This is a genomic window from Sphingomonas sp. QA11, assembly GCF_028473665.1.
Lineage (GTDB): Bacteria > Pseudomonadota > Alphaproteobacteria > Sphingomonadales > Sphingomonadaceae > Sphingomonas > Sphingomonas phytovorans.
Genome location: NZ_CP098774.1, coordinates 3,199,377 through 3,220,732, shown reverse-complemented (window position 1 = coordinate 3,220,732; position 21,356 = coordinate 3,199,377). Strand labels below are relative to the sequence as shown.

At 63.6% G+C, this 21,356-nt stretch carries 16 protein-coding genes and 2 pseudogenes; 10 read left to right on the top strand and 8 right to left on the bottom strand.

Features of this window, described 5'->3' with window-relative positions:
* Positions 1-39: 39 nt before the first annotated feature.
* The 6 genes from NDN01_RS14855 to NDN01_RS14830 all read left to right on the top strand — a co-directional run bounded on the left by NDN01_RS14855 (position 40) and on the right by NDN01_RS14830 (position 9,612).
* Complete coding sequence (locus NDN01_RS14855) at positions 40-1,257, top strand: acyl-CoA dehydrogenase family protein (RefSeq protein ID WP_272622425.1); 1,218 nt, start codon at positions 40-42, stop codon at positions 1,255-1,257.
* A 128-nt stretch (positions 1,258-1,385) separates the two neighbouring features.
* Positions 1,386-2,453: an acyl-CoA dehydrogenase family protein gene (locus NDN01_RS14850; protein ID WP_272622423.1), complete on the top strand. Its 1,068-nt coding sequence runs from the start codon at positions 1,386-1,388 to the stop codon at positions 2,451-2,453.
* A 259-nt stretch (positions 2,454-2,712) separates the two neighbouring features.
* Entirely contained in the window at positions 2,713-5,676 is a 2,964-nt protein-coding gene (locus NDN01_RS14845; protein ID WP_272622421.1) for a TonB-dependent receptor domain-containing protein, read from the top strand.
* An 83-nt stretch (positions 5,677-5,759) separates the two neighbouring features.
* Positions 5,760-7,079: a spinster family MFS transporter gene (locus NDN01_RS14840; RefSeq protein WP_272622420.1), complete on the top strand. Its 1,320-nt coding sequence runs from the start codon at positions 5,760-5,762 to the stop codon at positions 7,077-7,079.
* A 17-nt stretch (positions 7,080-7,096) separates the two neighbouring features.
* On the top strand, positions 7,097-9,313 hold the full coding sequence (gene rnr, locus NDN01_RS14835) for a ribonuclease R (protein WP_272622419.1): 2,217 nt from the start codon (positions 7,097-7,099) through the stop codon (positions 9,311-9,313).
* A complete protein-coding gene (locus NDN01_RS14830; protein ID WP_272622417.1) occupies positions 9,310-9,612 on the top strand; it encodes a hypothetical protein in 303 nt (100 codons plus the stop codon). The genes rnr and NDN01_RS14830 overlap by 4 nt, the downstream gene beginning before the upstream one ends.
* A 675-nt stretch (positions 9,613-10,287) precedes the next feature.
* Here the strand turns inward: NDN01_RS14830 and NDN01_RS14825 are convergent.
* From NDN01_RS14825 to NDN01_RS14810, 4 genes and pseudogenes are all read right to left on the bottom strand, one after another.
* Positions 10,288-11,112: pseudogene (locus tag NDN01_RS14825) on the bottom strand (IS5 family transposase).
* Positions 11,113-11,272: 160 nt separating this feature from the next.
* Positions 11,273-11,926, bottom strand: coding sequence for a hypothetical protein (locus NDN01_RS14820; protein ID WP_272622415.1), 654 nt, complete (start codon positions 11,924-11,926; stop codon positions 11,273-11,275).
* A 156-nt stretch (positions 11,927-12,082) separates the two neighbouring features.
* Positions 12,083-12,247 (bottom strand): annotated as a pseudogene (locus NDN01_RS14815) (transposase); the annotation flags it as partial.
* 395 nt (positions 12,248-12,642) lie between these two features.
* Entirely contained in the window at positions 12,643-13,806 is a 1,164-nt protein-coding gene (locus NDN01_RS14810) for a saccharopine dehydrogenase family protein (RefSeq protein WP_272622413.1), read from the bottom strand.
* A 344-nt stretch (positions 13,807-14,150) separates the two neighbouring features.
* On the opposite strand from NDN01_RS14810, the gene NDN01_RS14805 reads away from it, so the two are divergent.
* A complete protein-coding gene (locus NDN01_RS14805) occupies positions 14,151-14,462 on the top strand; it encodes a hypothetical protein (RefSeq protein ID WP_272622411.1) in 312 nt (103 codons plus the stop codon).
* An 81-nt stretch (positions 14,463-14,543) separates the two neighbouring features.
* Here the strand turns inward: NDN01_RS14805 and NDN01_RS14800 are convergent, their stop codons facing one another.
* Positions 14,544-15,215 (bottom strand): glutathione S-transferase family protein, encoded by a 672-nt coding sequence (locus NDN01_RS14800; RefSeq protein ID WP_272622409.1) that lies wholly within the window; start codon positions 15,213-15,215, stop codon positions 14,544-14,546.
* A 58-nt stretch (positions 15,216-15,273) separates the two neighbouring features.
* Here NDN01_RS14800 and NDN01_RS14795 point away from each other — a divergent pair, with 58 nt between their 5' ends.
* Positions 15,274-15,726 (top strand): MarR family winged helix-turn-helix transcriptional regulator, encoded by a 453-nt coding sequence (locus tag NDN01_RS14795; protein ID WP_272622407.1) that lies wholly within the window; start codon positions 15,274-15,276, stop codon positions 15,724-15,726.
* 37 nt (positions 15,727-15,763) lie between these two features.
* Complete coding sequence (locus tag NDN01_RS14790; protein ID WP_272622405.1) at positions 15,764-16,189, top strand: VOC family protein; 426 nt, start codon at positions 15,764-15,766, stop codon at positions 16,187-16,189.
* 22 nt (positions 16,190-16,211) lie between these two features.
* Here the strand turns inward: NDN01_RS14790 and NDN01_RS14785 are convergent, their stop codons facing one another.
* From NDN01_RS14785 to NDN01_RS14775, 3 genes are read right to left on the bottom strand one after another with little or no spacing between them, the layout of a single operon-like run.
* Positions 16,212-16,742 (bottom strand): hypothetical protein, encoded by a 531-nt coding sequence (locus NDN01_RS14785; RefSeq protein WP_336298303.1) that lies wholly within the window; start codon positions 16,740-16,742, stop codon positions 16,212-16,214.
* Positions 16,705-18,144 carry an FAD/NAD(P)-binding protein gene (locus tag NDN01_RS14780; protein WP_272622403.1) on the bottom strand — a complete coding sequence of 480 codons (1,440 nt, stop codon included), beginning with the start codon at positions 18,142-18,144 and terminating at the stop codon, positions 16,705-16,707. The genes NDN01_RS14785 and NDN01_RS14780 overlap by 38 nt, the downstream gene beginning before the upstream one ends.
* A 1-nt stretch (position 18,145) precedes the next feature.
* The gene (locus NDN01_RS14775; RefSeq protein WP_272622400.1) at positions 18,146-19,948 is read right to left on the bottom strand and encodes an ABC transporter transmembrane domain-containing protein; all 1,803 of its coding nucleotides are present in this window, start codon (positions 19,946-19,948) and stop codon (positions 18,146-18,148) included.
* A gap of 168 nt (positions 19,949-20,116) precedes the next feature.
* On the opposite strand from NDN01_RS14775, the gene NDN01_RS14770 reads away from it, so the two are divergent.
* Positions 20,117-21,331 (top strand): polyhydroxyalkanoate depolymerase, encoded by a 1,215-nt coding sequence (locus NDN01_RS14770; RefSeq protein ID WP_272622398.1) that lies wholly within the window; start codon positions 20,117-20,119, stop codon positions 21,329-21,331.
* Positions 21,332-21,356: the final 25 nt, after the last annotated feature.

Below are 21,356 nucleotides of genomic sequence, written 5' to 3'. Positions count from 1 at the left end.
ATACCCGAAATTCAGATTCGGTTTCGAAGGAGAGCATATATGGCGACCGCCGCCGACCTCGACGCAAGCGTCAGCCCGCTCGACGCCTTCCGCAAGGAGGCGCGCGCGTGGCTCGATGCGCATTTCCCGCCATCGCTGAAGGGCAAGGAAAACCCGATGGCGACGGTCGAAGGGCCGACCGCCCTGTCGGACGACGAGGCCGCCTGGAAAAAGGCGTTTGGCGAAAAGGGGTGGGGCGTGCCGACCTGGCCGGCTGCCTATGGCGGGGGTGGGCTGGACCGGGGGCAGGCGCGTGTGCTGGGCGAGGAAATGGCACGGATCGGTGCCTGGAATCCGATCGGCGGCATGGGCATCATGATGTTTGGCCCGACCCTGCTGGAATATGGCAGCGAAGCGCAGAAGCTGGAGCATATCCCCGCGATCGCGAAAGGCGAGGTGCGGTGGTGCCAGGGCTATTCGGAGCCAGGCGCCGGATCGGATCTGGCCAGCCTTCAGATGTTCGCAGAGGACAAGGGGGATCACTATCTGGTCAATGGCCAGAAGACCTGGACCTCGGGCGGGCAATGGGCCGACAAATGCTTCGCGCTGGTGCGGACCGACAAATCGAAAAAGCATGAGGGCATCAGCTTCCTGCTGATCGACATGACCTCGCCGGGCGTCGAAGTGAAGCCGATCAAGATGATCTCGGGCGCGTCGCCCTTCTGCGAGACCTTCTTCACTGACGTGAAGGTGCCCAAGGGCAATCTGGTCGGCCGCGAGGGCGAGGGCTGGACGATCGGCAAGCGGCTGCTCCAGCACGAGCGGCAGAATCTGTCGGGTGGCGGATCGCTCAGCCGCTTGTTCGGCGGGACCTCGATTGGCGCGCTCGCCAAGCAATATCGCGGGACTGACGATCAGGGGCGGGTGAACGACAGCGACCTGCGCATGCGTATCGTCCGCCATGAGATGGACAGCAGGGCCTTTGCCCTGACCCTGCGTCGAGCCGCGCTGGAGGCGAAATCGAACCAGGGGCCTTCGGCCGCGACGTCGATCATGAAGAATGTCGGCGCGCGCATCACCCAGGACCGCGCCGAACTGTCGATCGAGATCATGGGCATGAACGGACTCGGCTGGGAAGGCGAGGGCTTCAGCGAGGCGGAACTGACCCAGACCCGCACCTGGCTGTGGGGCAAGGCAGTATCGATCTATGGCGGATCGACCGAAATCCAGAACAACGTGATCGCCAAGCGCATCCTGGGGATGCTCGACCACCAATAGTCGTCAAGGCCCCTCCTTGCGGGAGGGGGATTGGCAGAGGGGCAGTCGAGACATTTCACCAATCGGGCCGGACGCGAGAGACTGCCCCTCTCCCCGGCCCTCTCCCCCAAGGGGAGAGGGAGTTTAGAATGGCTGTGCTCAACGACGAACAGACGATGCTGCGCGACATGGCGCGCGAATGGGCTGACAACGAGGCCCCGGTCGGCGCGTTTCGCAGGATGCGGGATGCGGCGCCGGCGGCGGGGTATGACGCTGCCGCCTGGGCCGAGATGAGCCAGATGGGCTGGGCGGGAATCGTGGTGCCCGAAGCGTTCGGCGGATCGGAATTCGGCTATCTCTCGCTTGGGCTGGTGCTCGAACAGCTCGGGCGCAACCTTGCCGCGTCGCCGCTTGCGTCGACCGCCGCCGCGGCGACCGCGATCGTGCTGGGCGGATCGGATGCCGCCAGGGCGGAGTGGTTGCCGAAGATCGCCTCGGGCGAGGTGGTCGCCACGCTGGCCGTCGACGAGGGGCCGGTTCACGACCCGGCACGGATCACGACCAGCGTGACGGACGGCAAGGTAAGCGGCACCAAGGAATTCGTTGCCGAAGGCGACAGTGCAACGCTGTTCGTCGTCGCGGCCGTGGACGGGCTGTACCTCGTTTCGGGCGATGAGGGCGTGTCGCGCTCGGCGCGGCACATGGCGGATTCGCGCAGCCACGCGCAGGTCGGGTTCGACGGTGCCAGGGCCGAGAAGCTGGGCGGTGCCGACCTGACGGCAAAGGTGATCGACCGGGCCACCGCCGGGCTTTGCGCCGAGATGCTCGGCATGGCTGAGCAGGCCTTCGCGACCACCAACGACTATCTCAAGACGCGGGTTCAGTTCGGGCAGCAGCTCTCGACCTTCCAGGCGCTCCAGCACCGCATGGCGAAGATGTTCACCGAACTTGAGCTGATGCGGTCCGCGGTGGAGGGAGCGCTCGAGGCGATCGACGCCAACCGGTCGGATGTCGACCAGGCGGTGAGCCTGGCCAAGGCGGTCGCGGGCGATACGCTTCATCTGGTCAGCAGGGAGATGATCCAGCTCCACGGCGGCATCGGCATGACCGACGAGCATGATGCGGGTTTCTATATCAAGCGGGCGCGGGTGCTGGAGACGATGTGGGGCAATGCCGCCTATCACCGCGAGCGCTTCGCGCGGCTCAACGGCTACTGATCCTTCGATCCTGATGCTCCGGACAGGCGTCGCCCACCCGGGCGGCGCCTGTTTCTTTGTGGGCGTCGGGCGGAGAGATACAGCCAGTTAGAATATAGGTTCTGGCCGATCCGGCGCTTTCGCGTGGGTTTCGCGGGATCGTCCATGAAACGGGTACTGTTTCGAAACGAGTCTTTTGCTTGACGTAACGTCAATCTCTCTATCAATTCGAGTTTGCGGTACGGGATCGTGAATGTCCCGACCCAAAGGGGAGAGAGATATGCTCAGGAAGCAGTATTTGTCCGCGTGCGCCTTTTCGGCCCTCGCGCTCGGCCTTGCATCGCCGGCCTTCGCTCAAAGCGCCCTCGCGGCGGACCAGGATGATGCCGGCCAGACCACACCCGATATCGTCGTCACAGGATCGCTGATCCGCGGGACCCCGGAGGACGCGGCGCTGCCCGTCAACGTGATTTCGGCCGCGGATCTTTCGAAGCAGGGCAACCCGAGCGCGGTCGAGATGCTCAAGGCGCTGCCGACGTCGAACGGCGTGCTGGGCGATTCCAACCAGTTCGACAGCCGCTCGCAGGGCGCCGAGGGCATCGCCACGGTCAACCTTCGCGGACTCGGGCCGCAGCGCACCCTGGTGCTGTTCAACAACAAGCGCCTCGTATCGGCCGGCAACGGTATTCCGTCAGTCGATATCAACATGATCCCGCAGGCGGCGATCGGCCGGATCGAGGTGCTGAAGGACGGCGCGGCGGCGACCTATGGGTCGGACGCGGTCGCCGGCGTGGTGAACTTCATCAGCAAGTCGGACCAGAAGGGCTTTCTCGTCGCGGGCAGCCACAAGTTCATCAATGACAGCGTCGGCGACTACGATATTTCGGCGAGCTTCGGCCATCAGGGCAATGGCTTCAGGGTGTTGATCGCCGCGGGCTATCAGACGCGCGGCGAGTTGCTGGCGCGGGACCGCAAGTTCGCGGTGCAGCCGTTCGCCGTCAATCCGGAGGGCGGCTACACCGGCGGCGGCAACCCGGCGACCTTCCTCGCGCTCGGCCCGACCGGGGCGCCGATCACCGGCTTCACCCCCGATGCGAGTTGCGTGCCGCTGGGCGGGACGATCACCGCGCAGAATCGCTGCGCGACCCAGTACAGCGTGTATGACGCGCTGGTCGATACCGAACGGCGCGGCCAAGCCTATGTCGAACTGGGCGTTGATGTCGCCCCGACTATCGAGCTCGAGGTGACCGCGCTGTATGGCCGATCGACGGTGCCGCATTACCGCACCTCGCCCTCCTATCTGCTGACCCAGTCGCCTTCCGCCGCGACGGGCATCACGCAGAGCGGCTTCTTCGTGCCGGCGAACAACCCCGGCTATATCCAGTACCGGCTGCAGAACCCGACCGCGCTTCCCGCGAGCGCGATCGGCGCGCTGTTCCCGACGCTGCTCTACCGGCCGTTCCTGACGGGCGGCAACCCGATGTTCGCTGGCGACGAGAATGATCCCGGCGCCTCGATCGGCGAGCGCAAGTCAGAGTCCGCGCGATTTACCGCCACGCTGTCGGGCAAGCTGACCGACAGCCTCGATTTCAACGTCAACGCGACCTATCATCATTATTACCGCTATATCGACGGCTATGATGCGTTCGGCGACCGAGTCCAGCTCGCGCTGCGCGGACTTGGCGGGCCGAACTGTACCGGGACGACGCCCGGCGCGAACGGATGCCTGTGGCTCAACCCGTTCGGCAACGCTGTCCAGTCAAACCTGGCGACCGGCGCGACCAACCCCAACTATGTCTCGTCGGTGGCCAATTCGGCGGAGCTTGCGCGCTGGTTCTTCGTCAAGTCGTTCAGCCAGGCCGATACGTCGCTGTTCGTCGGGGAGGCGAGCATCAGCGGCAAGACCGGGATTTCGCTGCCGGGCGGCGACGTCCAGTTCGGCGTCGGGGCGCAATATCGCCGCGACACCTATTCGATCCGCTATGGCAACAACAATAACCTGGCGAACAATCCCTGCCGCGAGACGCCGGTGACGGGCAATCTGGGCTCCTGCCTGCCCAACACGGTCGGCGGCGTGAACCCGCCGGCGACCGGTGCCCTGGCTTTTCTCGGCACCAACGCGAACGCCAAGGCATCGGGGGACGTGATCGCGACCTATGCCGAGCTTCAGGCACCGGTCTTCGATTCACTCAACCTGCAACTCGCGGCACGGTACGAGGATTATGGCGGCCAGGTAGGATCAACCTTCAATCCGCAGGCGCGCCTGCGTTTCCAGGCGACATCGTGGCTAGCCTTCCGAGGTGGTGTGGGCACCACCTTCCGCGGCCCGCGCAACGAGAATCTCCTGCCGGGCTCGGTCACCTCGCTTCAGCTCGTCGGTACCAGCTTCCGCCCGGTCGACGTGGCCGGCAACGCAGCACTGAAGCCCGAGAAGTCGACCAATTATTCGGGTGGCGTGCTGCTCAACGGCGGCGGTTTCACCGCCAGTATCGATTATTTCCGCTATGAGCTGCGGGATTCGATCGTGTTCGAGCCGGTCGCCGGCATGGTCAATACGCTGTTCGGATCGACCGGCGCGGCGAACTGCGGCAACGCCGCCTTTGCAGCACTGCAGGCACGCTTCACTTTCAACGGGGCGTGCAACATCACCAATGTGGCGCGCATCTCGACCAAGGTCATCAATGGCGCGAGCGTCACCAATTCGGGCCTCGACTTCTCCGCCAATTATCGCGGGGATGTCGGCGCCGTGCGCTTCGGCGCCGGCGTGACCGCGACCTACACGATCGAATACAAGACCGCCGACCAGCCGGTCGACGGCGTGGTCGTGCAGAAGGCGTTCGACGCCGGCGGCAAGCTCAATTTCCAGACCACCGCTTATCCGGTGCCGAAATGGAAGGGCCAGGCCTTTATCGATCTTGGCGCAGGCATCTTCGACGGACGGCTGACCGCGACCTATATCGACGGATATCACGACCAGCGCGCCGACACGAATTCGGGCCCGTTCGCACCGCGCGTCGATATCGCAGGCTCGCCGATCCTGACTCAGGGCGCCAATATCGAGAAATATTATACGTTCGATTTCAGCCTGCGCGTCCGCCTGCCCTGGGAGACGATCGCGACCCTGTCCGTCCTCAACATCTTCGATCGCGACCCGTCGTTCGCGCGGCTCGATTACAATTACGATCCGTTCACCGGCAGCGCGCTGGGCCGTAACTTCAAGATCGGCCTATCGAAGAAGTTCTGATGCTCCTTTGACGCCCCTCGGCTCGCCGTCCCGCTCGCGGGGACGGCGGGCCTTTTTTCGCCTGTAACCGAGTATTTCCCGACATGGCTCTTTCCTCCCCAGAAAACGCCTCTGAAACTGCCGACGCACTGGCGATCAGGCGCCGCCGGCTGACGCTTGCCTTGCTCACCTTCGTCTATTTCTTCAGCTATATGGACCGGCAGATCCTTGCGATCCTGCTCGAGCTGATCCGCAAGGATCTGCTCCTGACCGACACGCAGCTCGGCATCCTCTCGGGCTTCGCCTTCGCTGTCTTCTATGCCGGGCTCGGCATTCCGGTGGCGCGCCTCGCTGACCGGACCAGTCGCAAGAAGATCATCGTGCTGTCGCTTGCGTTGTGGAGCGCGATGACCGCGATCTGCGGGCTCGCCACCAGTTTCCTCCAACTGCTGTTCGCGCGGATCGGCGTCGGGGTGGGGGAGGCCGGATCCAGCCCGCCGAGCCATTCGATGATCGCCGATCTCTATGCTCCGCACGAACGCGCCAGCGCGATGGCGATCTATTCGCTGGGCGTGGTGCTGGGCGCCGCGTTCGGCACCATCATCGGCGGGACGATCGGCCATTTCTACGGCTGGCGCCACGCGATGTTCGTGGTCGGGCTGCCGGGGCTGCTGCTCGCGGTGATCGTCTGGTTCTTCGTGATCGAACCGCGCCGCGGCCTGTCCGACGGCCGCAACCAGGCCGAGCAGGAACGCGAGGCAATGCCGAGCCTGGGCGCGGGCTTCGCCTCGATCTGGCGCGACCGGGCGGCCCGTCATCTGGTGATCGCGGTCACGCTGACCTCGCTGATCGGATACGGCCATGCGCAATGGGGGCCGAGCTTCATCCAGCGGTCGCTGGGCCTGCCGCTGCTGACTATCTCCTGGGTGATCGCCCCGATCGGCGCGATCTTCGCGACCGTTTCCGGCGTGGCCGGCGGGATGCTGGCTGACCGGCTGGCGAAGAAGCGGGGGCTGCACTGGCAAAGCTGGATGGTCGCTGTCCTGAAGACGATCGCGCTGCCGTTCAGCCTGATCTTCTATTTCCTCGATGAGCCGAACATCGCGGTCGGCGCCTATTTCTTCGCGCTGCTGTTCGCGTCGAGCTATCTCGGCCCGACCTTCGCGCTGCTGCAGGGCCTGGCGCCGATGCGGCTGCGGGCGCTATGGGCGGCGATCACCCTGCTGGTGATCAACCTGATCGGTTTGGGCCTGGGGCCGACCCTGGTCGGCCAGATCAGCGATCTGCTTCGGCCAAGCTTCGGTGAGGATTCGCTGCGCTGGGCGATGTTCGTCTTCGCGGTGGCGACGCCCTGGGCGATCTTCCATTATTGGCGGGCCGGCGTAATCCTGAAGCAGCGCGGGCAGGTGACGAGGAGCGCGTAAACCCCTATCTCCGATCGATGCCCAAGCCAAAGCGTTCGTCCGGCCTTCCCACACGCGAGCAGATCCTCGACTTCATTACCTCGTCCGCCACGCCTGCCGGCAAGCGCGAGATCGCGCGCGCCTTCGGCCTGACCGCGCAGGAGAAGATCGGCCTGAAGGCGCTGCTCAAGGACATGGCGGACGAAGGGCTGATCGACAGCGCCCCCGGCCGTGCCTTTCACAAACTGGGCGGGCTACCCAAGGTAACGGTGTTGCGCATCGCCGATGTCGACGACGGTGGCAATGTGTGGGCGGTGCCCGAGCGCTGGGATTCGGATGCGCCAGCCCCGCGCCTGCGGGTGCGCGAACGCAAGCGCGGCGCGCTGGGCGTAGGTGACCGGGTGCTGGCGCGAACCGAGGAAGCCGGCAACGGCTGGATCGCCCATCCGATGAAGCAGCTTGCGCGCGGCGAGGAGCTTGTGCTGGGCGTGCTGCACCAGGAGGGGGGCAAGCTCTGGCTGCAGGGCGTCGAGAAGAAGGAACGGCGCGAGTTCATGGTCTCAGACGCCGGCGGTGCCGAGACCGGCGACCTGGTGCTCGCTGAGAAGGCTGGCCGCCCGCCGCGGATCACGGTGCGGGTGACTGAGCGTCTCGGCGATCCGTTCGCGCCGCGCAGCTTCTCGCTGATCGCGATCCACAAGCTCGGCATCCCCAATGTCTTTTCGCCCGAGACGGTGGAAGAAGCTGAGCGCATGGCGCAGACGCCACTAGGCGAGGCACGCGAAGACCTGCGCGGCCTGCCGATCGTCGCGATCGACCCGGCCGATGCGCGCGACCATGATGATGCGGTCTGGGCGGCGCCCGACGACGATCCCGCCAATGACGGCGGGTGGAAGGCGATCGTCGCGATCGCCGATGTCAGCTTCTATGTCCGTCCCGGGTCGGAGCTCGATCGCGAGGCGAGGCGGCGCGGCAACAGCGTCTATTTCCCCGACCGGGTGGTGCCGATGCTGCCCGAGGAATTGTCGGCCGACATGTGTTCGCTGAAGCAGGGCGTCGATCGCGCTGCCTTGGCGTGTCATTTGCAGATCGCGAAGAACGGCACGCTGAAGAGCTGGCGCTTCACGCGGGCGATCGTGCGGATTGCGGCGAACATTGCCTATGAGGATGCGCAGGCCGCGATCGACGGAACGATCGAGCACCCGCTGACCGACGTCGCGCTCAAGCCGCTCTGGGCATGCTGGAAGGCGCTCTACAAGGCGCGCGAGAAGCGTGACCCGCTCGATCTCGACCTGCCCGAGCGACGCGTGGTGCTCGATGAGAAGGGGCGTATCCTGTCCGTGGCACCGCGCGAGCGGCTCGATGCGCACAAGCTGATCGAGGACTACATGATCGCCGCGAACGTGGCAGCGGCCAAGGCGCTTGAGGCGAAGAAGGCGCCGGTCATGTACCGGGTGCACGAACAGCCGAGCCGCGAGAAGCTGGTCGCGCTCAAGGAGTATCTCAAGACCTTCGGCGTCGAGTTCGCGCTTGGCCAGGTGGTGCGTCCGGCGACGTTCAACCACATCCTCGACAAGGTCGGCGATGTCGATTTCCGCCCGCAGATCATGGAACAGGTGCTGCGCACCCAGACCCAGGCCTATTATGGGCCGGAAAATCACGGCCATTTCGGGCTCGCGCTGGGCAGCTATGCGCATTTCACCTCGCCGATCAGGCGCTATGCCGACCTGATCGTCCACCGCGCGCTGGTCGACGCCTACAAGCTCGGGCCAGGCGGGCTGACCGCGGGCGAGGCAGCGTCGATGGACCGGATCGGCGAAAGCATTTCGATGCTCGAACGCCGCGCGATGGAGGCTGAGCGAGACACGATCGACCGTTATGTCGCCGCCTTCCTCGCCGAACGGGTGGGGCAGGTACTCGACGTGCGGATCACCGGCGTGGCCAATTTCGGCTTCTTCGCGACGGTCGAGGGCATCGGCGGCGACGGTCTGATGCCGGTACGCGACATCGGCGGCGAATATTTCCGCTATGACGAGGCAGGGCGGCGGCTGGTCGGGGACGAGTCCGGTACCGAATATGCGAGCGGCCAGCGGCTTCAGCTGCGACTGGCCGAGGCCAATCCGGTATCGGGGGCGCTTCGATTCGAGATGGTCGACGGCAGGGGCGCTGCGCCCGAGCGCGACAAGCGACCGGCACGGGTGATCAAGCGGCGCGGCCGGCCAGCCAATATCCGTCACCAGGGCCGCAAACGGTGAGCCAGCTTCCGGCCGCCGTCCGGCGCGTACGCGGGCCGGTGGCGGCGCATTTCCTGGCGCAGCATGCGCTGTCGCCCGAAGACGCGATCGATTTCGTGCCGAAAGACCGTGTAGAGCGCTGGTGGTTCGATCGCTTCCGCCGGATCGGCGCGCTGCGCGAGGCGGAACCGGGTCGCTACTGGTTCGACCTGGTCGCCTATCATCTCGACGCGCAGGCGTTCAGCCGGCGCTGGGTGCCGATCGCCATCGCCGTGTCGGTCGTGATCGCGGCGGTGGCGATGCTTTTCTATCGGGGGTGAGATTGCGGCGGGCACGGCATCCGAATCGGTGGCGATTGGGTGTGGTGCTGGCTGGTCTCATCGCAATGCAAACGTCTGGCGACTTCGGTCTGCCCGTCCCTGGATGCTATCATGGCGATAAATGACATCGGCTCAAACCGAGCGCTCGACCGGTATTGGCCTCAAAATCGGTCGTTGGGTTTGTTTACTAGGAACCCAAAAAAGCTCCCGTTCCTTGATCTGATTGACTAGCATATCCCGACGACTGGCTTTGGAGACTGAAGTCAGTCAGCTTTCCGTCACGCTCTCAAGGAAGTCGCCATTGGTGACGCGCGAACGATATAGCGCGAAATCCACTCAGCGATAGTGTCCATCGCTTCCTCCGAGCGATAGATCACACTATGCTGCAAATCATTCGCTGCCAGCGGTTCCAGATCGCCTAAAAGCGCGACATTCCAAGTGCCGTGAGGGCACGGTTCAACGGTGACGTCTCGCGCTAAGGAGGCGACCATCATTTCCGGGCCTATGGCTAGTCCGGATAGGATCATCAGCAAAAGCACGGGAACGATGAGTAACGGATAGATGGCGTACCCTGCCACCACGCCAAAGAATCCATCACTATAGAGCCCTAAGTAAAACAATGGTGGTATGTTAAGAGCAGTAGGTCTACTATGACGTTAGAGTCTGTTTGGGCAATCAGGGATGAGCGTTTCTGCGTAGCATATTGCCGCCCATGGCGACGAGGATCATGGCTTTGGAAACATCAATGCGCTTTTCATAGTCGCGCACGAGTCGTCGCCACCGGGTTATCCAGCCGAAGGTTCGCTCGACGACCCAGCGGCGGGGCAGGACTTGGAAGCCCTTCTGATCGTCGGACCGCTTGATGATTTCGACGACGAAGTCGAGAAAGGCGGCCTTGTCCGTGAGCTTCAAACGGTCGTAGGCGCCATCGGCGAAGAGATGCTTCACCCACGGCCAACGCTTGCGGATGGCGTCGAGGACGGCCTGGGCGTCAGCACTATCGGAAATGTCGGCAGGTGTCAGATTGACCATGAGCAGCCGGCCATCGGTGTCGACAGCAATATGGCGCTTGCGCCCGACGATCTTCTTGCCGGCGTCGTAACCCCTTGTTTCAGCATGCGGCGCTTTCACGGACTGGCTGTCGATGACCGCCGCGCTCGGGCTTTGCTCCCGGCCTTGCCGTTTGCGGTCGAGCATCAATTCGATGTCGTGGATTGTTTGAAACAGGAAACGGCGGGCCAGTTCGCGGAACCAGCCATAGACCGTCTGCCATGGGCCGAAATGGATCGGCAGCATCCGCTAGCCACACCCCGATCGCACCAGATAGCGCACCGCATTGATCACCTCGCGGAAGTTCGCCTCCCGTGGCCGACCGCGACGCCTCGGCTCAGGCATCAAAGGCGCCATCCGGTCCCACTCCTCATCCGTCAGATCAGACGGATAGCGCTTCGTCTGCTTCACGATCTTGGCCATCCGGCCCCGGCTCTGCTCTGTCCACATCCAGACCCTGAATCACAATCCCGCCCCCGCGCAAAGCCCCCTTCAACCATTTTCCAAACAGCCTTGTAGTAAATAAGAAGGATAGAGTCGAAGATCGAAGGCGACCTCCTTCCCTTTTCTTGCGCAAGAACTATACTATTTTCAGGCCGCGACGATACTATTATTCGGTAATCATATCAGGGATTGATTGGGCCATTGAGTCTGTTAATTGCTCTCCAAAGCCGACATGCCGCACGTATCTCAAATTATCAATCATAATGTTATTGATCGTCATATATTCTCCATTCTGTTTAGTTATTTTTACTCGAACTAACGTTCCATATACGGTATATAATTTCTTTGAAAAATATCCTGCTTTCGCTTCATCGTTCTCACATTTTCTTTGTGAAAAATGGAGCATTTCTCTAGGCCATAGGCCAAATTGATAGTTTGTTAGTACCGCGAGTCGCCCTCTGAAAGCCGGAGCTGGCACGTAACTATCTTCAATCTGTTTCTTTGGAAAATTGTAAAACGGAGCAAACATGAGCGGGATCGCAAAGTTGCTTGCGGAACCAGTCCAAGACATAGAGGTAGGAAGTGTACAAGTTTCAGCTAAGGCAAGAAATCTTAACCTCTGACCTTCGAAATGGGATTTTGGTGAATCGTGAGATAAAACGCTGGCAACGCGAGAGCGGATCGACATTCCAGAATCGCTAAATATATCTTTAATTGTCGTTGGTCTATAATTCGGTGGCTGCTGTGCGGCGGATGCATTGCTCGCTGAAAAATAATTCAAGAACATGGCGGTTATAATCAGTGATTTTTCAACACGCATCGTAAAGCACCTTGGGTTAAAACGAGGCTTATGATTTCACGTTAAATCGTATAGAAGTCTAACGAAAAAAATGCGAATAATGTGCTTCGAAATTTTGTTGAGGAGAATCAGTTTCGGAATCGATATAATCAGGCCGGTTCGCCTTAGCTTTCCGTGGTTGAGCAACGTATTCCCCGATTGTGGCCGTGGCCGACCGCGACGCCTCGGCTCACGCATCAAAGGCGCCATCCGGTCCCACTCCTCATCCGTCAGATCAGACGGATAGCGCTTCGTCTGCTTCACGATCTTGGCCATCCGGCCCCGGCTCTGCTCTGTCCACATCCAGACCCTGAATTACAATCCCGCCCCCGCGCAAAGCCCCCTTCAACCATTTTCCAAACAGCCTCTTAGCCACCCGCTACGATCGGCGGACCATCCACTTCACCGGTTTCGTCCATCTTGCCGCCGCCATGATATGGCTACGCTGAATGTCGATCCGCCCTAATCGATAAGTTACCGATGCCGGCTTTTCGAGATCCGCCCTAAGCAGCAGCCGGACCGCTACGGGCCCAGCTTGAGCCGATTGCCTCGGCACATCGGTCGCCGGCATTCTGGAAATAACCTATGTCGGATTTCTTGCGCCCAAGAATTCGACGAACGATATCTCGTACGCCCGCAACCCTAACGGAACCGCGACAGGACGGGCCCCTGAGCTTCTCCCGTGCGTCGGGACGAAACTACCCCGCCCGGAACGTCAGCCCTGCCTTCGCCTCGAGCCGTTTGACGAGCACCTCGCCGAGCAGCGCGCCGGGCGTCCAGATGCCGCCTTCTCCGGCTACGTCCTGCACCAGGCACAAGGCCGTTTCAGCGATCATCTTGCTGGTCGAGCCATAGCCCGGGTCGCGGTCCCCGGTGACGACTGAGTCAACCCGGGTCCCATCCGGCATCTCGCCGATGAACAAGATGTCGTAATAGCCGTTCTCGCGCTCCTCCTTCGACGGGCCTTCGCCGGGCTTCGGGCCCTTCTCGCTGGCGAGCGGGTTGATCTTCGCGATCGCCTCTGCCGCAGCCTTGCCGATATCGCCGAGGCCCGCGACCATCATCTCGTCATAGACGAAGTCGGCGCCATAGGCCTCGCCGAGCAGGAAGTTGGTGCGGTGAACATTCTTGGTGTTGATCGGCGCCATGATGAATGGTGCGACCCAGGCCTCGATCGTCTTGTCGTAATCGGGCAACAGGCCCCTGGGCTGGCTCGGGCCCTGGAAACCCGGGGTCAGCGCGAAGGGGTTGGTCAGCAGGCCGAGGATCGAGGGGTCGCGCGCCGCAGCGGCGAGCGTCGCCTTGAGGCTGGCCGCGGTGCCGCCTGAAAAGCCGCCCTGCATCTTGCGCACCCGGCATTTCACGCGGGGGGCGGGCTTGCCGTATTTCAGTTTCGCCGCATCCTGGAGCGTGAGGACGCCGAGGTCGAACGGGATCGAATCGAACCCGCACGAAAAGACGATGCGCGCACCGGTGCGCCTCGCGGTCTCATGATGCGCGTCGATCATGTGGCGCATCCAGGTGGGCTCGCCGCACAGGTCGACATAGGCGGTGCCTGTCTCGGCGCAGGCGGCGACGAGGTCGCTGCCATAGAGTTGGTACGGGCCGACGGTGGTGAGCATCACCGTCGTGCGCTCGCATAGGGTCCTGAGGCTGGCGGGGTCGTCGGAATTGGCGGTGAGCAAAGGGATGTCCGCCGGTGCCCCGATCTCGTCGCGGACCTCCTGCAGCTTGGACAGCGACCGTCCGGCCATCGCCCAGCGTCGCTTGTCGGGACCGGGATCGGCCTGGATCAGATATTCCGCGACCAGGCGTCCGGTGAAGCCGGTGGCACCGTATACGATGATGTCGAAGTCGCGCATCTTGCTTTCCCTCCGTCACCCCGGGCCTGTTCCGGGGGCCGCCTGTCCGAAGGCGATGACGAGAGTGTGGGGCAGGGCGGATGCCGGAACAAGCCTGACGTGAGCCTGTCGAAAGATCCCGCGTGATGACTGTGCCTTCGCGGCCTTTTGGGTGAGACACATCGCGCGCCCAATGCTGCCTTTTACGATCTTCTTGCCCTCCCCGACATAGCGGTTGCTGACATTCGCTCGAAACAAGCAACTGTGAGTCGCTTCGTTCAAAACGATCACGCTGCTCCTGTTTGTGGGTAGGGCGGGCAAGTGCTATTACCGACGCACGAAGGCATCTTTTCGGGAGATATCCGATGCGTCGTTTGGTTTCGCTCGTAACCGCTTCAGCGTTTCTAGGAGCTTTGTCGATGCCGGCATTGGGCCAGGAAAGCCTGCTTGCGAAAGCTGACCAGGATCGAGTCATCTGTGTTCCGCTGCGCGACAAGAGCGGTGCGCTTGCGGGCGGTCAAGTGTGCCGAACCGGGCAAGAATGGGAAATCGCGTTGGTGAAGGCGAAGCCCAAACAAACCGATTGGACTGTCACCGGACGGAGAAATGCCAGTCTCTCGAATCCGCATTCCTTCGGTATAGAGTTCAAGCAGTTTTTAAATCCCGGCCGACAATAGCCGGACAGGATATTCGGCCGGCATGATTTGAGCGTCGCCTGCTGTCTTGGCGTGCGGCCCGGCTGAAACCATGCAGCCGCTTCATGCGGCTACCGGGTCGGGCGCAAATGACGCCAGTTGCGCCTTCAGTGCCTGCTCGAACGCAGGTCGTTGCATGCATCGGTCGCGATAGGCGACCAAATTGGGGAATTCGGCCAGCAGGGCATCGTCCGAAACCTCGCGCAGCACCGTCGTCATGATGATATCGGCGGCGCTGAAATCGCCCTCGAGATAGGGCTTCTCACCGAGCCAGCCCGACAATCCCGCGAGCCGGCCGCGCAGATTGTCGATCACCTGCGGCCGGCGCAGCCTGCCCCATTCGGCGTCCTTGTTGAACGTATCGATATTCACCAGGTCGAACACGAACGGCTCGACGCTGTTGAGCGCGGCGGTGATCCAGGTGAGCACGCGTGACCGACCCGCCGGGTCGCCGGGCATGAGTTTTTCGGAGCGCTCGGCGATGCGCAGGACCATCGCGCCGCTCTCGAACATCTGCACTTCATCGTCGCGATAGGCGGGCACCTGTCCGAAAGGCTGCTCGCGCCGGTAGTCCTCGCTTTTGGCGGTCTCGAAACCGATTAGCCGCTCGCGATAGCCGATGTCAGCTTCCTCGCACGCCCAGCGTGGCCGAATATCCCGGACGAACCCGCGTGCGAAATCGGGCACCCAGGCAAAGCTCGTGATCTCGATATCGGCGTTTGGGTCGATTGGCATGTGGCGCACCCTTCATGAACTGCTTGACAGTATAGGTTGATATCAACATAAATACTCGATGTCAAAACACGTCCTGGTCTCAGCTGAGCAAACGCATTTTGTGCGGGATCATTGCCTGTGCCTGGCTGCCCAGAGGGCAGCGCGGGCGCTGTCGCGCCGATTCGACGACGCTTTTCGCGGCTTTGGCATTACCAGCGGCCAGTTCTCGCTGCTGAATGCGCTCAATCGACCGGCGCCACCGTCGATCAGCTCGGTCGCGAACCTGCTGGCGATGGACCGCACGAGCCTGACCGCCAACCTCAAGCCGCTGCAACGGGACGGTCTCGTCCGCATGGAGGCTGATCCGGTCGATCGGCGGATCAGGCGGCTGGCCCTCACTGACCTGGGAAAGCAGGTGCTGGCGCAGGCGATGCCGGTGTGGACCAGCGTGCACTGCGATATCGACATGAATCTGGCATCCGGACCTGCCAGCGGCGACACGCTCCGCTCGGGGCTCGCCGCGCTGCTCTGAGATGTCCTGACACGCACTGCTTCTCGGGGAAGAGCCCATGAGTGAAACCGACGACTGGCGTATCGACCATGGCGGTATCGGCGTCGCCGACATCGCCCGTTCGGCGCGGTTCTACGATGCGGCGCTGTCCGCGCTGGGCATGCGAGGGGTCATGCGCGTCACGATGGACGGCGACCTCGCGTCCGACCAGGAGAGTACCATCGGCGGTATCGGATATGGCGTGACCTATCCTGTCTTCTGGATCGACGTCTTTCATCCGCATGGTGTGAGACAGCATATGGCCTTCAGGGCGATCAGCCGCGAAGAAGTCGCTGCCTTTCACGCCGCCGCGATCGATGCGGGCGGCAAAGACAATGGCGCGCCCGGGTTTCGATCCGGAGGCTATCCGCGCGGCTATTATGCGGCGTTCGTGCTTGATCCCGACGGGAACAATATCGAGGCGGTCTTCCGGGAGAAGACCTGACGGTCCCGGTCGCCTGGCTTCGTCAGTGAGAAGCTGCGTGAATCTCGGCGATATATCCGCCCGGGAAGCGAACCATTGCCGATGCCCGATCCTGCCCGGCATATGCCGGAACGAGCGTTTCGGCGCCGGCTGCGGTCGCCTGACGAGCGTCGCGGGCAGATCGGTGACTGCGTAGCCGGTCGACTCGCGGCCATAGGGCCATGGGCGGTGCGCCGTTGCTCACCAGTACCACCATCTCGCCATAGCCCGAGTTGAGGCGAATGCGTCGGCAGGTCTTGCCCGGCCGGCCGATCTCGATGGCGGGTGCCGTCCTGTCGTCGGTGACTATTCGACCATGTGAAAAGGCGATCCAGCCGGCGACGAACGAGTCGGCGGCATCGGCGGTCAGATAGAGGCGATTCTCCGGAATCGTGGCGAGCGGCGCATAGCTAGGCTTGGTGGTGTGCCAGTAGAACTGCATGTTCATGCTGCCCGGCCACTGGACCAGAACATCGCGGCCGATCTGATCGATCCGCCTAGATACCAGCCCCCAGATCGAGAAAGTCGCCAGCACTCAGATGTGCGGCCGCCGGATTGGCGAGTTGTCCCACCAGCCGGTCGACCTGAACCGTGATTTCGGGGACGGCGGTGATCTCCCACCATTGCGGGCAGGTGAGGGCGCCAAGCGCGTACAGCCAGCCTGACGCGCGGCGATCGACGTCGAGCAGCGCGCAATTCTCGGTTTCGAGGCCGAGGCCAAGCGAGTCCGGCAGGGCCAGTCCCTGGTCACGCAGATCGGCGAGCAGCGGAATAGCGATGGAACCGGCGTCACGGCGCGGGCCCGTGCAGTTGACCACCCGAGCGGCGGTGAACCGGCGTTCGCCGCCGGTGCGGGGGGCGAGGGTGACGTCGACTTTGTTCTCGGTAAGGCGATAGCCGCGCAGGCGCGCCGGGAGAATCTCCAGCCGGCCACGCGCGGTCTCCGCGTCGAGCGCGTCGTGGATGCGCTGCGCCATGCGGTGCCGATGGACGTCCCAGCGGGTGCGGAGATGGCGGAGGAACTGGCGCTTCTCGCGCGAGGACCAGCTGCTCCAGACGGCGGGGATGGCGGGGCGGGCGGCATCGAACACGCGCTGCCACGGGATGTCGCGCGCCTTAGCGGCGGTGACCTGCTCGCGGATCAGGCGCATGAGCCGGCGCGGCGAAGCGGGCAGGGCAGCCTCAAGAAACGCCGGCCAGGTGCCGCCGGCGGCATGGACCTGTGGCAGCAGGCCGCGACGCGAAGTGGCGAGGATCGGGCCGCGATGGCCAGCGGCAGTGAGCTTCAGTACGATATCGACCGTCGTCAGCCCGGTGCCGAGCAGCAGCAGGGGATCGTCGGGCGTGAGGCCGTCGAACGCGTCCGGCGCCCAGGGATCGGGGACGAAGCCGGGTGTATCGTAGAACCATTGATCCGGCCCGCCCGGTGCGCGCGGGGCGAGGTTGCCGGTGGCGAGCACGACCGTATCGACGGCGATCTCGCGGCCGTCGCTCAGGCGGACGGCGCGATCGGGGCGGGCGAGCACCCGCACCGCTTCACCGCGCACCAGCGACAGGCCGGGGCCGTCGTCAGTGACAAGGGCCTCCTCGAGCCGTTCCTCGAGATAGGCGCCGAACAGGGCGCGGGGCACGAACACGCCGGGCAGGTCGCCGCCGCTTTCCGCAAGCCCGGTGGAGAGTGCCGCCTGCGCGTCGGGATTGGCCTGAAGCCAGTCGGCAAAGCCGGGTTTCAGCCCGATTTCCATCCGGCTGATCGGCACGTTGAGCAGATGTTGTGGGCCGCACGCGCCATAAGCAAGGCCGCGGCCTATACGGCGCGTCGCCTCGATCACGATGACCCGGAAATCAGGGCGGACGGCGGCCAGCTTCAGGCCGAACAGCGCGCCGGCCATGCCGGCGCCGACGACAGCGACGGTGTGGATGTCAGGTTTGCTCATGTTACGCCGCCTCGCTGAACTGAAGGCTGGCAAGGCGGGCATAGAGGCCGCTCTGGCCGATCAGCGAGCCGTGCGTGCCGCTTTCCACGATGCGCCCCTCGCTCATCACGATGATCCGTTCGGCCGCGCGGACCGTGGCGAGGCGGTGCGCGATGACAAGCGTGGTGCGATCCTCCATCAGCCGTTCGAGCGCTTCCTGCACCAGCCGTTCGCTCTCGGCGTCGAGCGCGCTGGTCGCCTCGTCGAGCAGCAGGATCGGTGCGTTGCGCAGCACGGCGCGGGCAATCGCGACGCGCTGCCGCTGGCCGCCGGACAGGCGCGCGCCACCTTCGCCCATGAAGGTGTCGAGGCCCTGGGGCAGCTTGCGCAGGAACTCGGCGGCATTGGCCACTTCGGCGGCGGCCCATAGCTCGTCGTCGCCAGCCTCCCATTTGCCGTAGCGCAGATTGTCGCGGGCCGAAGCGCCGAAGATCACCGTTTCCTGCGGCACCATCGCGATGTGGCGGCGGATATCGGCCGGATCGGCATCGGGCAGCGGCACACCGTCGAGCAATACGCGGCCCGCATCGGGATCGTAGAAGCGCTGGATCAGCTGGAACAGGGTCGTCTTGCCGGCGCCGGAAGGGCCGACCACCGCGACGGTTTCACCCGGCGCTATCGCAAGCGAGAAATCCTGCAGGGCGGAGACTTCGGGCCGCGTCGGATAGCGGAAGGTGACATTGTCGAACTCGATCGCGCCGCGCGCTGTCTCCGGGAGAGCGACCGGATTCGCCGGTGCGCGGATCTCGGGGACTTCGTCGAGCAGCTCGGCGAGACGCCCGGCGGCGCCCGCGCCGCGGAGCAGGTCGCCATAGACCTCGGTAAGCGCGCCGAACGCGCCGGCGACGAGACCGCCGGTCAGCACGAAGGCGGCGATCGATCCGCCGCTGATCCGGCCGGCGGCGACATCGACCGCGCCTTCCCAAAGCACAAGGGTGATCGATCCGAAGATCAGGCCGATGACGATCGCGGTCATGAACGCGCGCAGGATGATACGGCGCTTGGCGGCGGTGAAGGTGGCGTTGACCGCCGCACCGAAGCGGGCAGCCTCGCGGTCTTCCTGGCCGAACGCCTGGACGACCTTCATCGCGCCCAATGTCTCCGACGCGATCGAACCGACATCGGCGACGCGGTCCTGGCTGGTGCGCGAGAAATTGCGGACCCGGCGGCCAAGCAGCGCGATCGGCAGGATGATGACCGGAATGCCGAGCATCAGCATGCCGGCGAGCTTGGGCGACAGCGCGAAGAGATAGATCATCCCACCGACACCGGTGAAGCTGTTGCGGAGCGCGACGGAGACGGTGGTACCGACGACCTGCTCGATCAGCGTGGTGTCAGAGGTCAGGCGCGATGAGATTTCCGACGGGCGGTTCTCCTCGAAGAAGCGCGGGGCCAGGGTGAGGAGGTGGCGCTGAACGGCCGCGCGGATATCGGCGACGACGCGCTCGCCCAGCCAGGACACGTAGTAGAAGCGCACCGCCGTCGCGATGGCGAGCACGACCACGATCATCAGCAGATAGTGGAAGGAATTGGTGACCGACCCATCGGCGCCGGGGCCGAAGCCGCGATCGATCACCTTCTTGAAGCCATAGGGGATCGCGATGGTCGCGGCAGAGGTGACGACCAGCGCGGTCAGCGCCGTCGCGATCTGGCGGGGGTAGCGCGCGGCATGGGCCCAGACCATCCTGAGATTGCCGAGCTGACGCCTCGATTCGACGGGTTTCGCTTCGGAAACGATGGGCGACGCGGGGGAGGGCTCAGCCATGGCCGGGGAGTAGGGCCTGTCCCCGGCCTCTGCAATGGTCGTGAGATGGTAGCGTGCAACCCGCTATGGGGCAGGGGCGCCCAATAGTATGTCCGTTTCGATTGCTTATGCTGCGACGCACACCTATGCCTTGGTCCAAGGTAACCGTTTTCCGATATTGGGTACGCGATGCTCTATAACGCTTATGAAATGCAGAAATCGATGCTGGCGGGGGCCAGCGCGATGGCCAATTTCGGCGCGGGGATGCTGTCGAATCCGGCGAATCCCTTCGCCTATTTCGGCGGCGGCTCGATCATCAGCTCGGCGCTTGAAGTGTTCGCTCATGCCGCAGCCCCGCGCGGCAAGCCCGACTTCGGGCTCGATCGCACCGTGGTTGACGGCAAGGATGTCAGCGTGGTCGAGGAGATCGTGTTGCGCAAGCCGTTCGGCCAGCTCAAGCGTTTCGTGCGCGAAGGCATCGAGGGTGGCCCGAAGTTGCTGATCGTCGCGCCGATGTCGGGCCATTATGCTACGCTGCTCCGCGGCACGGTCGAGCGGATGCTCCCGGTCGCCGACGTCTACATCACTGACTGGCGCGACGCGAAGCTGGTGCCGCTGAGCGACGGCAGCTTCGACCTGGACGATTATATCGATTACCTGATCGAGTTCATGGAGCTGATCGGCCCGGGCGCGCATATGCTGGCGGTCTGCCAGCCGTCGGTGCCCTGCTACGCCGCCGCCTGCCTGATGAGCGCCGACAAGCATCCGTGCCGGCCGAAGACGCTGACCATGATGGGCGGCCCGATCGACACGCGCGAAGCGCCGACCGCGGTCAACACGCTGGCGACCGAGCGGCCGCACAGTTGGTTCGAGAACAACGTCATCGCGACCATCCCGGCGACCTATCCTGGCGCGGGGCGGCGGGTGTATCCGGGCTTCCTGCAGCTCAGCGGGTTCATGACGATGAACTTGGGCAATCACATGATGTCGCATTACGAGATGTTCAAACACCTCGTGCAGGGCGATGACGACAGCGCCAACGCGACGAAGGATTTCTACGAGGAATATCGCTCGGTCTGCGACATGACCGCTGAATTCTACCTGCAGACGATCGATGTCGTGTTCCAGGACCACGCGCTGCCCAAGGGCACGATGACTCATCGCGGTCGCCTCGTCGATCCGGCGGCGATCACCGATATCGGCATCCTGGCGATCGAGGGAAAGCGCGACGACATTTCGGGCTTGGGCCAGACCAGGGCGGCGCTGACGCTCGCAACGGAGCTGCCCGAGGCGAAGAAGAAATATCTGGTGGCCGATGCCGGCCATTACGGCATTTTCAACGGCAGCAAATGGCGCAACCAGATCGCACCGGTGCTGGAAGAGTGGATGGCGTCGAACGCCTGAAACCAGGCGTCGACAGTCATTTAGC

What these genes read in the sequence shown, in the direction of transcription:
- NDN01_RS14855 (WP_272622425.1), top strand. Translation starts at nt 40, where the DNA reads ATGGCGACCGCCGCCGACCTCGACGCAAGCGTCAGCCCGCTCGACGCC.
- NDN01_RS14850 (WP_272622423.1), top strand. Translation starts at nt 1,386, where the DNA reads ATGGCTGTGCTCAACGACGAACAGACGATGCTGCGCGACATGGCGCGC.
- NDN01_RS14845 (WP_272622421.1), top strand. Translation starts at nt 2,713, where the DNA reads ATGCTCAGGAAGCAGTATTTGTCCGCGTGCGCCTTTTCGGCCCTCGCG.
- NDN01_RS14840 (WP_272622420.1), top strand. Translation starts at nt 5,760, where the DNA reads ATGGCTCTTTCCTCCCCAGAAAACGCCTCTGAAACTGCCGACGCACTG.
- rnr (WP_272622419.1), top strand. Translation starts at nt 7,097, where the DNA reads ATGCCCAAGCCAAAGCGTTCGTCCGGCCTTCCCACACGCGAGCAGATC.
- NDN01_RS14820 (WP_272622415.1), bottom strand. Translation starts at nt 11,926, where the DNA reads ATGCGTGTTGAAAAATCACTGATTATAACCGCCATGTTCTTGAATTAT.
- NDN01_RS14810 (WP_272622413.1), bottom strand. Translation starts at nt 13,806, where the DNA reads ATGCGCGACTTCGACATCATCGTATACGGTGCCACCGGCTTCACCGGA.
- NDN01_RS14805 (WP_272622411.1), top strand. Translation starts at nt 14,151, where the DNA reads ATGCGTCGTTTGGTTTCGCTCGTAACCGCTTCAGCGTTTCTAGGAGCT.
- NDN01_RS14800 (WP_272622409.1), bottom strand. Translation starts at nt 15,215, where the DNA reads ATGCCAATCGACCCAAACGCCGATATCGAGATCACGAGCTTTGCCTGG.
- NDN01_RS14795 (WP_272622407.1), top strand. Translation starts at nt 15,274, where the DNA reads ATGTCAAAACACGTCCTGGTCTCAGCTGAGCAAACGCATTTTGTGCGG.
- NDN01_RS14790 (WP_272622405.1), top strand. Translation starts at nt 15,764, where the DNA reads ATGAGTGAAACCGACGACTGGCGTATCGACCATGGCGGTATCGGCGTC.
- NDN01_RS14780 (WP_272622403.1), bottom strand. Translation starts at nt 18,144, where the DNA reads ATGAGCAAACCTGACATCCACACCGTCGCTGTCGTCGGCGCCGGCATG.
- NDN01_RS14775 (WP_272622400.1), bottom strand. Translation starts at nt 19,948, where the DNA reads ATGGCTGAGCCCTCCCCCGCGTCGCCCATCGTTTCCGAAGCGAAACCC.
- NDN01_RS14770 (WP_272622398.1), top strand. Translation starts at nt 20,117, where the DNA reads ATGCTCTATAACGCTTATGAAATGCAGAAATCGATGCTGGCGGGGGCC.